Raw genomic sequence first — 13,921 nt, forward strand, 5'->3', positions numbered from 1 at the left:
AGGTTCAGCCGAACTCCATAAAACATGCGCCCTGAGGCATAATTAGGTTAGCTTTGCATATATTTAAGCTTGCTTGATTCTGCCTCCTGGAACAATTAAACAGGAGTAAGACAAATGATTAAGAACAAAATTGGAATGGGAACGCTAATTTTAGTAACACTGCTGGTTTGTATGGCATTGATACCAGCTGTAAGTTCACAGGAAGAAAAAGATTATTCTGTAACTGCTGAGGAAGCTTTTAAGCATGTCAATGCGCACATGATAAGTTTTATAGCAGCCGACGCACCAGGCTTTGAAAACTGGATAGGGGCATCTGTTGACCCCAAACCAGTTGAGCTTTACGACATAAATGGCCAAAAATTATTTTATCAATTTTCTGTATATAAAGAAAAAAAATTAATAGGTACAATAGACGTTTGTGCCGATAAAACGCAGGGTACTTCTATCTACGACATTAAATTTGATCCTAAACCCTATAAAGCAGCTGAAGCCATGAAGAAGTCAAAAGAAATAGCCAATAATAAATACCCAATTGGAGAACTCAAATCAACTGTTATGGTTGTATACAGTTATCCAAAAGTAGGGGCAATGACCGTAGTAAAAGACAAAACAACAGGGGATGAACATCGGATATTTGTAGATGCATACACCCTTGATGAGGTACAAGATAAACCTGTAACTGAAACCGATTTTGGAGATTTGGGAGTTTGGTCAATATATGAGACGATATTGGAGAATGGCGTGGAAGAAAATTTAAAGGAATGGCAGAAAAGTGATAATTTTACTAAATCTATAGAACAAGCAGCAACTAATAAAGGAGTTAATATTAATGTAGCAGTCACTGAAGAAAATGTTAAAAAACTCAGTGGCGATGCAGCGATAATGACAATAACAAGTGCATATGTTTCTGTTCCCATTTATACACAAGAAACGACTTATTACTGTGTTCCCACTTCTATCCAAATGCTTTGTGAGTACTTTAATATTCCAACCTCAACCCCTTCACAAACGTACATCTATAACTATTTGGACGGGCAATCCCCATATGGGCTCTCATATGACGACATTGAGGAATGGGTTGAAGATGTATGGGATAAGACGCCAACTGTTAGAACTACTGCACTTTATAATATTGATGTTGTTACCGAGATTGACAATGAAAGACCCTTTTTCAGTACGGTTTCTGGGCATTGTCGAGTTTGTCGGGGATACTTAAATCAAGGTGGGTATTTCTATATGTATATTAATGATCCGGAAGGTGGTAATGTATATTATGAATGCACTTACGGTGGTCCAGAAGTTGGACGTGTATATGTGAGGTAAAATTCTTGACGGAGTTCGATAAAGTTCTGGTTTTAACGGTTGATTGGTATATAGTAAACTAAAGAGCGGAGTTTATCGAACTCCTCTTATTATTTGATATGTTTACTTAAAATATAAAACACACAACATTTACTATTTTCATATTTAGCAATATATTCTAAAATATAAAGTTTAACTCATAAGTAAAATACATTTTAGCTCTCCAGTTTTGTATGGGTTGAAAATAATAGCATATTTGGGAAGTAGCTCGACTAAAAAGGGAAACATCAATCCAGAATATGATTTTTACCAATAAATGTCTCTAAATGTTGAGATGCCACTTCAACATTTATAGGATAAATGTAAGTTTCCACTCAAAACAGCGAAGAACTATACTTTGGATTTATCTCGAAATTATTTCTGGATAAATTTAGATTTACTGGAATTATCTCGACTATAAGAATCCATAAAGGAGATTCAAAATGAAAGAAATAATATGTGATAAAGCATATCGAGAGAATATCCTCATAAGAATCTTTGTAATAATGGCGCTTGCACTTATAGTAAAGGTAGATATTGCAGGTGCAGATCCCTTTGCATATGTGATGAGTTCGGGTACAGTCTCTGTAATTGATACCACAACAGATACTGTTACAGCCAAGGTGAAGATAGGGGGTTATCCTGGCGAAGTTGCAATTACCCCAGACGGAACAAAAATATATGTAACTGACTCAGCTATAGGCAGTACCACTGTCTCTATAATTGACACCGTAACAAATACAGTTAATTCCACAGTGAATGTTGGAGGTAGTTCTTGGGGATCTGCCATCAACCCAGCGGGAACAAGGGTATATGTGTCGATCCGTGATAGTACCAATATCTTAGTAATTAACACAGCCACAAACAGTGTAATAGCAAAAGTTAATGTGGGGTGGAGCCCTGATAGAATTGCAGTCACTCCCGATGGAACAAAGATCTATGTTACAAGCCATCGCAGCGATATCACTTCTATAATTGACACAGTGACAAACAGTATAATAACCACTGTAAATGTAGGAGATAAACCTTGGGATGTCGCAGTCAGTCCTGATGGAACAAAGGCATATGTGACCAATTCAGGCAGCAACAATGTTTCTATAATTGACACGGCTACAAATAATGTTATAGCCACTGTAAATGTAGGAGAATATCCTTGGGGAGTTGCAGTTAACCCGGCAGGAACAAAGGTATATGTGACGAGCTGGGAAGATGATTCGGTTTCTGTAATTGATACATTCACAAATAATGTTACAACTACAATTCCTGTAGGAGTGCATCCTTGCGGAGTTGCAGTCAGATCAGACGGAACAAAGGCATATGTGGCGAATTACGACAGCAATAATGTATCTGTAATTGACACAGCTACAAACAATGTTATAGCCATTGTAAATGTAGGATATCATCCTGTTGAAATTGCCTTTGGGCATTTTATAGATTCTAATGCAACTGATCAAAGCACAGGGACAACTTCCAATGCAACTGAAGATATAGGATTTGAAGAAACTAACTTATCATCATCTGAAGAAAAAAATGCTGTTGAACTCAATAATTCAAACAATAATAATTCTGAATCTGATAATGGTAGTAGCTCAGATGAAAATGAATCGAGCAAAAATAACTCTACTCCAGGCTTCGGATTATTGGGGAGCTTGATCTGCCTGTATGGGGGATGGAAACTCGGGAAAAAGTAATAACTCCATGTTTTGAGTGGTTAATATGAGTAGAGAAAATAAAAAAATCGTCTTCTTTATCATTTTTCTGAGTTTCGTAGTACTTATTGTATTATTTGCAAAGATGACAATTTTTACTCCAACAATAACTCCTGAATCAGAAGAGAGAAAAGTAGCTGGCTTAATCATTCAGTTTAGAGATGGGGTTAGTGAGCAGGAAGCAAAAGATATTTTTGGAAACTACAACTTGACCAGGTATAAGATAGATTACAATGTTTATGATATGCCGGATAACTACTACATAATAATAGATAAAGACAAAATAATGGATGTAAGAGATGAATTGAGAAATGAAAATTGGACTGAATCTACTCCGGCTATTGAAAAAGGAAATTATTACATAATAACAAAAGGAAATTATTACATAATTACAATATCTGAACAAGCTATTAACGATAAAAACTTTCTTTCTATACTGGAAAAATACAATCTTCAGGTGAAGAAGTTCGTCTATTGCCATATCCACTTCAGTGAGCACTCCTTGAGTGGGATTTCAGAGAAACATGCGAATAATTTAAAAAGTGAGCTTGAAATGAATGAAAACGTCTTCACTGTTTACTTTGAATCTATTGAAGAATGAACATTTCACATTATTTGGTAATTGATGATCCTTGCTTGTTGGGTCTGTTACTTATTGTACTATATGGAACCATTTGAGAGTTTAGATAAGAAGGCTCTGAGGAAAAGCCAAAGCCTTTTAAAGGTGAACCTCGCTCCATCTGCGTGATATGTCCAGACCAGCATACCTTGGCAAAATGCTCCTGCACTGGTGCGAGGCCTGCAATGTGCCTGTGCTCGGAAAACAGTGTGGTTGCGGCAATAGAACAAAAAAAGTTGAGGTCACTCCTCCCGGCGATATTCGTCCGGCTTTTGATTACGATATAAAACGCATAAATTCCGTTTCGGAAAAACAGTTCAATGCACCCCTTATCCCCGAAGGGCACCTTGTGGTGCTTAACAAAGCCCCTTATGAAGACCGGATGGATGAAATAATAGTTGACGGGGAAGTTATTGCATCTATAAGGTTCGAAATAGAGAGCTGTGAATGGGTCCTTCTCCCCCGCCTCGAGGGGGCAAGGCGGCTTTTCCAGGGCAGGGATAGAAAAGACCTGAAAAAATGGGTAGTAATTGAAGAAGAAATCTTGCCTTTTATCCTGAAAAAAGGGGCAAGTATCCTGGCTCCCGGAGTCCTTGACGTAGACCCTGAAATTAAAAGAGAGAACGAAGTCATCGTCCTGAACCCTGCCGGGGAAGTAGTCTGTTGCGGGCGCGCACGGATGGCAGGAAAAGAAATGATAGAGGAAAAGCGCGGAAATGCGGTAAAACCGCGCTGGAGTTCGGAGCCGAAGGCTGCAAAAATCCTCGAGTCAGGAAAAAGCTGGGACGACGCCGTAAAAGCCAATGAAAAAATCCTCGACCGCATGATAGAGGAAGCTCACGCCTTCATAAGGGACGTTTCAGGAAATATGGACCTGAAGGTCAGCGTATCTTATTCAGGGGGAAAGGACAGCCTTGCAGTCCTTCAGCTTGTGGACGAAACCCTTGAGGATTACGAACTCATGTTTGCAGATACAGGACTTGAGTTTCCCGAAACCCTTGAAAACGTTGAAGAGGTTGCAGAATATTACGGAAAGCCTCTCAGGACAGCGAGTGCAGGAGATTCTTTCTGGGAGTCCATAGGAGTTTTCGGCCCTCCGACAATGGACACGCGCTGGTGCTGCAAGATCTGCAAACTCGGACCCATTACAAGGCTGATTGACGAAAACTATGATGGAGGCTGTCTGAGCTTTATAGGGCAGCGCCAGTACGAGTCCCATGCCCGTTCTATCAGCAAAAGGGTCTGGAAAAACCCCTGGGTAGGAAACCAGGTAGGTGCATCTCCTATACAGGAGTGGACGGCGCTGCATGTCTGGCTCTACCTGTTCAGGACAGAGGCTCCTTATAATCCGGCTTATGAAAAAGGATATGATAGAATGGGGTGCTGGCTCTGCCCCTCCTCTTCTCTATCAGATTTCTTCCAGCTTGAGGAAAGCCACCCTGAACTTGCGAAGAAGCTCAACTCTCATCTTCAGGTTTACGCAGAAAAAATGGGGCTTTCCCCTGAGTGGGTGAAGTACGGCTTGTGGCGCTTCAAACGCTATCCAAAAGTACTGCAGGAACTTGCAGGCAGAAAGGGAATTTCCCTGCTCCCATCCCAGGAAGCTCCTAAAGAACTCAACTTTGAGGTTGCCACAGGATACAGGCCCTGCAAAGCAGGAGGAATTTCTGCGGACGGAAGCTTCGGGCAGGCAATAGATATGGAAACTCTTGAGGAAAGCGGGATGCTTAAGCCGGCAGGTAAGGTTTCCTTCATAGAAGGAGCTGCCTCTATTGCTATGGGAGAATCAAGAGCTCAGGTTTTTGCATCAGGAAACGTCAACGGACGGAGTGAAAACGAAAAAACACTGAAGAAACTCATGCAAAATGTTGAGTTCTCGGTAAGGAGAGCTGTTCTCTGCCAGGGATGTGGAATCTGTGTAGGGCACTGCGAGCACGGCGCAATTGAAATGAAAGAGAAAAGAGCCTGTATAAAGGACAGCTGTACTCATTGCAGAGCCTGTATAGAAGTCTGCCCACTTGTGAAATTTATATGAACCGATATTGAAAATCGATGATAGGAAAAAATACAGGGATTAGATGGACTGAAGATAGGAATAAAACATAGGGATTAGATAGAATTGAATAAAAGCCAGATACTGGATTAATGAGCAGAAAAAAAGAAGGGTGAACCCCGGGAAGGAAGGGCGGATTGGATATTTACCAGAGAAGGCGACCTTTCCAGGGCTTCGGTTGTAAAATGTAAAAATTATTCGGCATCAATATTTATTTCAAAACAACTTGCGATCTGGTTCCCCCTCCGGTATGTGCCTGTAATCTTTTGACTGCCCTGGCAGGTTACCTGAATGTCCCACACCCGGTATCCTCCACTGCCCGTTTTTTCCTCATCTTCGGGAATGAATCTTTCTCTCATTATCTGCAGCCCGTTACTGGTTGCTATATTCCAGCTGAATCCGCTGACCGGATTTTCTGGAAACTGGATTGTAAACGGTTTTTTAATCACGTGTCCCTCTCCTAACCGTCCTTATGCAGCCGTCCTTCCTTACCCACTTTATAATTTTTTTCGCCATTTATAGCGAATTTCTAATAAAGTGTCGTTTTGGAGAAACCCGCATGCAGAGATTACCTACATAAAAAAATAGCCTGGCTCAAAATGGGGATAGAAATTCAGGTTCCGGAATCAATTTCGAGATACTAGCCTTTTTATTATTACATTTCTTGTATGATAAATTTTATGAAAAAAATCTCTCGCAGGTTAACGAAAAACAAGAATAATCAGTAAAATAATTTCATTAAATTAATTTCAATTAAAGTAGACGTCGTTTTTATACAAGCCATAAATTAAATCATGCTAAAAACAGAGTTGTGTAAGATCAGAGTCTTGTATGACCAAAGTCGTATAAGATCAAAGCTGCATAAGATCAATGTCATGTAAGATCAAAGTCGTATAAGATTAGAAATGGCAAAGATAACTTCCTGAACAGGTACTAATAAGGTAAACATAATTCTCAAACTTAAGTGCTGCACTCAGTAATCAAAAAGGCTTTTCTGCCCTTTTTTCTTCTGGAGTCCCCCTACCCTGATTCCGACACGCCTGAACTCAGTCCTGTTTTCTGAGAGGAACTCACCAAGAATTTCCCCTGATACCTGAAGAAGGACTTCTTTTGAAGAGACAGGATGATTGAGTGTGCGACTTTTGGTATACATTTTAAAATTTGAATTTATGACCGTGATGGTTACAATCCTGAAGGAGAGTTCCCTTGAATCCAGTTTATCGATAACATCCCCTGCGAGCCTTTCAAGCACTGAAGAAATGAGTTCTTTATCCAGAGTATCTTCAGGAAGAGTTGCAATTCTTCCGATCTGCTCAGAGCCGTCTTTTTCTTTAAGAGGGGAGCCGTCAATCCCTGCAGCAGCCTGTTTAAGCCATGTGCCTCTTAACTTACCGAAGGTAGAAATAAGATCAATAATAGCGTGCTCGGCAAGATCTTTCACTGTAATTATGCCCATTTCCTGCAGTTTTTTTGCGGTTACGTCCCCGACACCCCACAGTCTGGACACTTTAAGCGGCGATAGGAAAGCTTCCAGCTCCTGCGGGCTTACAATGGTTATTCCATCAGGTTTTTTTGTAGAGGAAGCCATTTTGGCAATTAATTTATTAGGCCCTATTCCTATAGAACAGGTAAGATTCTCCTTTTCTTTAATTTCTCTTTTAATCTGCATCCCGAGATCAAAAGCAAAGTTAAAGTCTCCGCCTGTCCTTTCGGAAATCTCAAGAAATGCCTCATCTATGCTTATCTGTTCAAAAGAATCTCCGTTTATCCCCGGGTCTGTATAACTGCGGAGGATTTCCATAATCCGGTCCGAAACCGAAGTGTAAAATTCCTTCCTGACAGGCAGGAAGACAGCTTCAGGATTGAGTTTCTTAGCTCTTGTGCAGGGCATTCCTGCCCTGATCCCGAATTCTCGGGCAGCGTAATTGCATGTGCTGACAGCTCCACTCAGTCCGCTTCTTCCTGAAAGCATGCATACTACGATTGCTTTTCCCCGGAGTTCGGGATTTTCTCTTTCCTCGACTGCTGCATAAAAATAGTCCATATCTACGTGAAGAACGACACGCTGCATTAAAGGAAGAGATGCATGGAAGATTTGTATAATTATCTCTCGAGTGCATTTGTCTTGAAGGTGGAGGTATGGAGAAAGAAAGGAAAAACTTAAAAGCAAAACGGTGACTTAAGGCACTGACCTTAAACAGAATTGAACTAAGGACAAACAGAGCTAAAAACAAAAATAAGTAATGAAAGAAGTAATGAAAGCGCTGCAAAAAGGCAAGTACAAACCATAACACATAAAAAAGATAACTTCATTTGCTGTAACACTATTTTTAAAAAAGGTATATAAAAAGGTAAGTTTGGTTTCATTAGAGGACGTTTTCAGACATGAGCAAGTCAAATCCCCCAAAGAATCTCGGAAAAGGAGCAGATCTTCCGGAGCAGGCTGAGGGCAAAAAAAGCCCTGAAACCGGGAAAGGTCCGGAAAAGGCAGGTAGTCCCGAAGAAAGAAACGGCACCCCTGTTATTGAAGTAAAAGATCTCTGCCACAGATATCCTCACCTGGAGGCAAATGCTCTTGACAGGATAAACCTCAAAGTATACAGGGGAGAAAGAGTTGCAGTGCTCGGGGCTAACGGGGCAGGAAAGTCTACACTTTTCAAACATCTTAACGGGATTCTGCGCCCTCTTTCCGGAGAAGTCCTGGTAAAAGGAGAAAAAATTACAAAAAAGAACATCCGTGTGTGCAGGGGAACCGTAGGAATAGTTTTTCAGGACCCTGATGACCAGGTGCTTGCTCCAAGCGTTGAAGAAGACGTCGCTTTCGGGCCAATCAATATGGGGTTATCCAGACAGGAAGTCGAAATCAGGGTCAAAGAATCCCTGGAAATGGTAGGGCTTAAGGGTTTTGAAGAAAGGGCACCTCACCATCTGAGCGGGGGACAGAAAAAGCTTGTGGCAATTGCAGGAATCCTTGCAATGCGCCCGGAGGTTATCGTGCTTGACGAACCCACAGCAGGGCTTGATCCATTAAGCTCAGCCCGGATCCTGGAGTTACTTACAAAAATGAACAGGGAGCTGGGGATAACTCTCCTGCTTTCAACCCATGATGTGGATGTTGTACCCTATTTTGCGGAAAGAGTTTTCGTGCTCCACCACGGTAAACTCGAGGCTGACGGAACCCCTGAAGAGATATTCAATGACCCGAAATTACTCAGGAAAGCCCATCTGAGGCTTCCCAGGGTTGCAGAAATTTTCGAGATGCTTCAGCAGGAGGGCGTTGAGGTAGATATACAGATAACAGCCGAAGCAGCCAGAGATGAAATACTCAGGGTTATAAGCTCCGCACATCAAAAAGCGGGGATAAAATAAAAACAAAATGGAACCTGAAGAACCTTTACGGGGCATTTGAGGAGAATCCTGATGGTGACACTTACCGATATCGAGCGCGAATCATATAAAAATAGCCCTATACACAGGCTCGATCCAAGAGTAAAACTGCTCTTTGCGCTTGCCGTGATCATTTATACGGTCAGCCTGCCCCGAATCCATGAAGAAAATATAAACCGCCTTCTTGCTGTCGAGATATATCTTCTGCTGCTTGTATTTGTTGCCGGGCTTGACATAAGGTATTTTCTCCTGCGTATCCTTGCGATTCTACCTTTAGGGATTGGAATTGCTCTGGTCCAGCCTTTTTTGAGACCATCTTTTGTGGAGACTTATACTCCGTATCCTCTTGACCTGCCTTTAGGGCTGACCATAACCTATGAAGGGCTGGCTTTCGGGAGTTCTCTCCTGATGAAATTTGTTGTCTGTGTAACGGCAGTAATACTGCTTTCTTCTACAACAAGGATGAGGGATATGGTCTCAGCAGCAGACAGGATAGGTTTTCCCAGGGAATTTACCCTGCTGCTCAGCATGATGATCCGATATCTCTTCCTCTTCTGGGCCGTCCTGAAAAGAATAAGGATTGCACAGCAGACAAGGCTTTTTGATATATGGAATAAGGATGTGCCCAGAAAGTGGATTATAAATCAGGTAGGGAACAGTATCAGTTCGATCTTCGTACGTTCTTATGAGCAGGGAGAAAAAACCTATATAAGCATGCTCTGCAGAGGATACGGAAGCGGGCATCATAAGGCGTATTATACTGGGAAAATCAAAGCATGGGATATTTTCTTTTTAATTTTCAGTGTAGGAGGTATAGTTTATATCCATTATTTAATGTGAAAATGTATTTTATCAAAAAAATCACATCTCCTGAAGTCTTTTATCTGAAAGCCCTGAACTCTATTTCTGCAAAACTGTCTTTTATATAAAACTACCTTTTTATTGAAACCTTATTTTACAATTCAGATTATTAATTGTAAACTTTAACACCAACGGCCTGCACCTGCATACTCAGTTCAGTACAAGTGAAAATGGATGGATAAGCAATTTGATGTATATATAAATACAGAAATAACGAATTTGACTAAACAGGAGATTTATCGAAAAAAGTAATATCAAAACGTATATATGTAATACTGGACAATCAGCTATTATCAAAGAAAACTCGTCGAAAATATTCGTCGAGGACGTTATCTGATATTCAAGGAAGTCGGGTTAGCTTCTGAGAAATAATCGGAAATGTCCGATTCTGGAATAAACTCATCTTCTTCAGGAATGTCTTTTCCGTACCCGAGCGGAATTCCTGTTTAAAACTGAAAAATAAGAAATGGGGTAAAAAGAGGAAAAATGAATGCATATACCTGATTCGTTCATACCGCTTGACCAGGCAGTAATTTACTGGATTATTGCGCTGCCTTTCATTATAATGTCAATGAGATGGGCAAGAAAAGAACTCGATGAGATGAAAGTACCAATCCTTGCTGTTCTTGCAGCAGGGATATTCGCTATCCAGGCTATGAATATACCCATAGGCATGGGAACAAGCGGACATATGGTAGGCGCAGCCCTTGTAGCAATTGTTCTTGGAAGCCCATGGGCTGGTGTCCTCGTACTTACTCTTGTACTGCTCGTGCAGGGTTTTGCCTTTGCTGATGGTGGAATAACGACAATGGGCGCAAATATCCTGAACATGGGAGTTGTTTCCGGTTTTGTCGGATATTATACATATGCTATCCTCCGCAGGAGTCTGAGCACAAGTATCGCAGCCTTTGGGGGCGCATGGCTAGGACTTTTCAGTTCGGCAATCGTCTGTGCAGTTCAGATGTGGATTGCAGGCACTTTCCCTCTGGTTCCGGGGCTTATAGCAATGGGAACCTTCCACCTTATAATCGGATTTATAGGAGAAGGACTTATTACCTCAATAGCGATATCAGCTATTGCAAAATCTCGCCCGGACCTTCTGGAAGAAACTAGCTCGAGAGCAAGAAAAGAGAGAGCTGAAATGGAGGCAATTGTTTGAGCGGGAAAAATATGAAATTTCTGTATGCAGGAATTGCAATTGCGCTCTTAATCTCGGTACTTGCCCCTTTCCTCGCTTCCCCGGACCCTGACGGGCTGGAAAGTGCGGCTTCAGGCGTGATAGAGGAATCAAAACTATCTGAACTGGAAGGGCAGGAGCCCGCAGTAAGTTCTCCGATGCCTGACTATGCGATTGAAGGCATGGGAAAGAGCGGAGAAGTTATGGCGATTGCCATAGGAACCATAGCTGTACTGGCAATCAGTTTCGGCCTGGGTAAAGTATTCAATAAAAAAGCCTGAAAAAAGGACCGCTTTTTTCCTTTTTGAAGCATCTCTCCCGGAAGACTTGAGAGAAGGCTAACCCTATAATTTTAGTAATTAAACGTTTCATCAGGGCTCAATTCAGAGCTCTTTGATCACTATTTTTTCCCTGAAAACTTTCCAGTTTACTCGCCAATAAAGATAATGCTGGAGGGGCACAGTTCTTTAACAACACAAACCTGGCATCTTGGTTTTCTTGCCTGGCAAACTTTTCTCCCGTGATAAATCAGAGTCATGGAAAACGAATCAAGGTCCTCTTTCCGGGCAAGGGATATAAGATCCTGTTCAATTCTCGCAGGGTCGGAATTCTTTGTAAGCCCCAGCCTTCCGGAAACCCTTTTCACATGGGTATCCACAGCAATTCCCTCTATTACTCCAAAAGCCCTGGCAAGCACTATGTTAGCGGTCTTCCTCCCCACTCCGGGAAGAGTTACCAGTTCTTCCATAGTGCGGGGGACTTCTCCACCATAGCGCTCGATGATCATCTGCGCAGCAGCTTTGATATTTTTTGCTTTACTTTTGTAAAAGCCCGAAGAATAAATGTCTATTTCCAGTTCTCTAAGATCTGCGTTTGCGTAATCCCATGCACTTTTATATTTTTTGAAAAGATTTTCGGTCACTTTATTAATCTGGACATCCGTTGATTGGGCAGAAAGGACGGTCGCCACAAGAAGTTCCAGAGGGTTGCTGTAGTTTAAAGAAGGTTTTGCATCGGGATACTCTTTTTGCAAAAGAGCCCAGATACGGTCAAAGTTATGCCTGTTATCAGGAATATCATATTCCTGCACGGGTTCATTGGAAGTCAATTTCCTGGGTTTTTTTTCAGGCATTAAAAGAACTCCGGTACCATGTTTATCTCCGAAATCTCAGTCATAAGAACAGGTCTCTTAAACGCATAGATATAATAGCTTATTTTTTAATAGCTTATTTTTAAACAGCTTATTTTTAAACAGCTTATTTTTAAACAGCTTATTTTTAAACAGCTTATTTTTTAATAGCTTATTTTTAATAGATTATCTTTTAATAGCTTATTTTTTGTCTTTTTAAGGAAGGACGATAATTGAGATAATCTGTGTAAAGCAGCCGGATTTCAAAACATATAACGAATATCTGAACATGTTGTCGGATAAGTAAAAATCATTTTCTTTAGATCCGATGCCCTGAGCCCCAGTCTCATTGCCATAGCAAAAACATTGATCGCCTCTTCGGCATTGGGACCCAGAATATGGGCTCCCACTATGCGGTCCTTTTCTTCGTCGAGAATTACCTTTGAAGCTGCAAACTCCAGCCCTGATCTTCGGGTTGTGCTCCATTTACTGCGGTCACGAAAAACGACTTTATATTTATTATCTTTTGTTTCCGAGCTTCCAACGGAAGCAAGAACAGGAATGGTAAAAACTGCACTAGGAATGCCTGTATAACTGGCTTCAACCTCATTTCCATCAATAATATTAGATGCTGCAACCTCTCCCTGGAGGGTTGCTACCGGGGTAAGCTGTATTCCTTCGGCAGTGCAGTCTCCCCCGGCGTAAACGTTAGGGTTTGATGTGCGCATGTGCTTATCAACTACAATCCCTTTTTTCCCGGCTTTAACTCCTGCATTCTCCAGCCGCAGGTCTTCAATATCAGGGACCCTGCCTGCTCCGTTTACTACCATATCCGCTTTGAAGACCTGAGTTTCTGGTCCTGTTTCAGTTTTATACCCGGCCCTAACAAGAAATTCCTCGTTTCCTTTTTCAACGGCTACTACCGGCCTGTTTGTAAGAATTTTTATACCGGCAGCCTCGGAAGCCCTGACAAGCATGTCAACGATATCGGAATCAAAAGTTCCAAGAGGTTTTTCACTCCTGTGCAGAATAGAAACTTCAGCCCCGGTTCGCCTGGCAATGTGCGCAAACTCAAAAGAGACATACCCGCCTCCTATGAAAATAATCCTTTCTGGAAGCTCCTCGGTTTCCATGAATTCTTCACTGGTTATTACATATTCCTCACCAGGAATCTTCAGTTCCCTGGGCTTTGATCCTGTTGCAAGGAAAATATACTTTCCTTTAAGCCTGTCTTTTCCCACAAGCACGGTATTCCCGTTCTCAAACTGAGCTCTCCCGTGATACATATCAATCCCCATATTTGCGAACATTTTCTCAACTTCATTAGGATAGCCTTCGGTGAACGTCCTTTTGAACCTGATAAGCGAACGCCAGTCAATTTTTATGGGTTTTTCTGCTCCTGCACCTTTGCCTGCAAGCCTGTTGTTCCAGTCTACGGCTTCCGATGCACTTGAGAGGACTTTTTTGGGATCACACCCTCTCAAGGGGCAGGTCCCCCCATATTCCCTTGAATCAATAATGGCAAATTTCAGTCCAGAGGACTCTGCCCTGCCTGCCATGGTCCGGCCTGCAGTACCGGTCCCGACAATAATAATATCGTATTCCTTTTCCATCAATTCCCCGACCTGTTATCTCTTTCCTGAAA

General features: G+C 41.7%; 12 protein-coding genes. 8 read left to right on the forward strand and 4 right to left on the reverse strand.

Annotated features, from left to right (window positions below; translation table 11 throughout):
• The first annotated feature begins 114 nt into the window (after nt 1-114).
• The 4 genes from RSJ42_RS13775 to RSJ42_RS13790 all read left to right on the forward strand — a co-directional run bounded on the left by RSJ42_RS13775 (nt 115) and on the right by RSJ42_RS13790 (nt 5,704).
• Nucleotides 115-1,323, forward strand: coding sequence for a C39 family peptidase (locus RSJ42_RS13775; protein WP_410507841.1), 1,209 nt, complete (start codon nt 115-117; stop codon nt 1,321-1,323).
• A 461-nt stretch (nt 1,324-1,784) separates the two neighbouring features.
• Entirely contained in the window at nt 1,785-3,032 is a 1,248-nt protein-coding gene (locus tag RSJ42_RS13780; protein WP_410507842.1) for a YncE family protein, read from the forward strand.
• Nucleotides 3,033-3,057: 25 nt separating this feature from the next.
• Nucleotides 3,058-3,651, forward strand: coding sequence for a UPF0228 family protein (locus RSJ42_RS13785; RefSeq protein WP_410507843.1), 594 nt, complete (start codon nt 3,058-3,060; stop codon nt 3,649-3,651).
• A gap of 148 nt (nt 3,652-3,799) precedes the next feature.
• Nucleotides 3,800-5,704: a phosphoadenosine phosphosulfate reductase family protein gene (locus RSJ42_RS13790; RefSeq protein ID WP_410507844.1), complete on the forward strand. Its 1,905-nt coding sequence runs from the start codon at nt 3,800-3,802 to the stop codon at nt 5,702-5,704.
• Between the two features lie 212 nt (nt 5,705-5,916).
• Here RSJ42_RS13790 and RSJ42_RS13795 read toward each other — a convergent pair whose 3' ends face one another.
• Together RSJ42_RS13795 and dinB are read right to left on the reverse strand one after the other, a co-directional pair.
• Nucleotides 5,917-6,171, reverse strand: coding sequence for a protease inhibitor I42 family protein (locus tag RSJ42_RS13795; protein ID WP_410507845.1), 255 nt, complete (start codon nt 6,169-6,171; stop codon nt 5,917-5,919).
• Nucleotides 6,172-6,695: 524 nt separating this feature from the next.
• Nucleotides 6,696-7,793, reverse strand: coding sequence for a DNA polymerase IV (gene dinB, locus RSJ42_RS13800; protein ID WP_410507846.1), 1,098 nt, complete (start codon nt 7,791-7,793; stop codon nt 6,696-6,698).
• Between the two features lie 314 nt (nt 7,794-8,107).
• On the opposite strand from dinB, the gene RSJ42_RS13805 reads away from it, so the two are divergent.
• The 4 genes from RSJ42_RS13805 to RSJ42_RS13820 all read left to right on the forward strand — a co-directional run bounded on the left by RSJ42_RS13805 (nt 8,108) and on the right by RSJ42_RS13820 (nt 11,428).
• On the forward strand, nt 8,108-9,091 hold the full coding sequence (locus tag RSJ42_RS13805) for an energy-coupling factor ABC transporter ATP-binding protein (protein ID WP_410507847.1): 984 nt from the start codon (nt 8,108-8,110) through the stop codon (nt 9,089-9,091).
• A 51-nt stretch (nt 9,092-9,142) separates the two neighbouring features.
• Nucleotides 9,143-9,949 (forward strand): cobalt ECF transporter T component CbiQ, encoded by an 807-nt coding sequence (cbiQ, locus tag RSJ42_RS13810; RefSeq protein ID WP_410507848.1) that lies wholly within the window; start codon nt 9,143-9,145, stop codon nt 9,947-9,949.
• Between the two features lie 511 nt (nt 9,950-10,460).
• Nucleotides 10,461-11,129 (forward strand): cobalt transporter CbiM, encoded by a 669-nt coding sequence (gene cbiM / locus RSJ42_RS13815; RefSeq protein WP_410507849.1) that lies wholly within the window; start codon nt 10,461-10,463, stop codon nt 11,127-11,129.
• Nucleotides 11,126-11,428 carry a PDGLE domain-containing protein gene (locus RSJ42_RS13820; RefSeq protein WP_410507850.1) on the forward strand — a complete coding sequence of 101 codons (303 nt, stop codon included), beginning with the start codon at nt 11,126-11,128 and terminating at the stop codon, nt 11,426-11,428. Before cbiM ends, RSJ42_RS13820 begins: the two co-directional genes overlap by 4 nt.
• Before the next feature lie 146 nt (nt 11,429-11,574).
• On the opposite strand, the gene nth is transcribed toward RSJ42_RS13820, so the two are convergent.
• Both nth and RSJ42_RS13830 read right to left on the reverse strand, forming a co-directional pair.
• Nucleotides 11,575-12,279, reverse strand: coding sequence for an endonuclease III (gene nth, locus RSJ42_RS13825; RefSeq protein WP_410507851.1), 705 nt, complete (start codon nt 12,277-12,279; stop codon nt 11,575-11,577).
• A gap of 260 nt (nt 12,280-12,539) precedes the next feature.
• On the reverse strand, nt 12,540-13,889 hold the full coding sequence (locus tag RSJ42_RS13830; protein ID WP_410507852.1) for a dihydrolipoyl dehydrogenase family protein: 1,350 nt from the start codon (nt 13,887-13,889) through the stop codon (nt 12,540-12,542).
• Nucleotides 13,890-13,921 lie beyond the last annotated feature (32 nt).

The sequence above is a fragment of the Methanosarcina hadiensis genome, from assembly GCF_046529725.1.
Taxonomy (GTDB): domain Archaea; phylum Halobacteriota; class Methanosarcinia; order Methanosarcinales; family Methanosarcinaceae; genus Methanosarcina; species Methanosarcina hadiensis.

Bases quoted from the DNA above. Each gene is read 5' to 3' on its own strand.
- RSJ42_RS13785 (WP_410507843.1), top strand. From the start codon at position 3,058: ATGAGTAGAGAAAATAAAAAAATCGTCTTCTTTATCATTTTTCTGAGT.
- RSJ42_RS13805 (WP_410507847.1), top strand. From the start codon at position 8,108: ATGAGCAAGTCAAATCCCCCAAAGAATCTCGGAAAAGGAGCAGATCTT.
- RSJ42_RS13830 (WP_410507852.1), bottom strand. From the start codon at position 13,889: ATGGAAAAGGAATACGATATTATTATTGTCGGGACCGGTACTGCAGGC.
- cbiQ (WP_410507848.1), top strand. From the start codon at position 9,143: ATGGTGACACTTACCGATATCGAGCGCGAATCATATAAAAATAGCCCT.
- RSJ42_RS13790 (WP_410507844.1), top strand. From the start codon at position 3,800: ATGTCCAGACCAGCATACCTTGGCAAAATGCTCCTGCACTGGTGCGAG.
- nth (WP_410507851.1), bottom strand. From the start codon at position 12,279: ATGCCTGAAAAAAAACCCAGGAAATTGACTTCCAATGAACCCGTGCAG.
- RSJ42_RS13775 (WP_410507841.1), top strand. From the start codon at position 115: ATGATTAAGAACAAAATTGGAATGGGAACGCTAATTTTAGTAACACTG.
- dinB (WP_410507846.1), bottom strand. From the start codon at position 7,793: ATGCAGCGTGTCGTTCTTCACGTAGATATGGACTATTTTTATGCAGCA.
- RSJ42_RS13780 (WP_410507842.1), top strand. From the start codon at position 1,785: ATGAAAGAAATAATATGTGATAAAGCATATCGAGAGAATATCCTCATA.
- cbiM (WP_410507849.1), top strand. From the start codon at position 10,461: ATGCATATACCTGATTCGTTCATACCGCTTGACCAGGCAGTAATTTAC.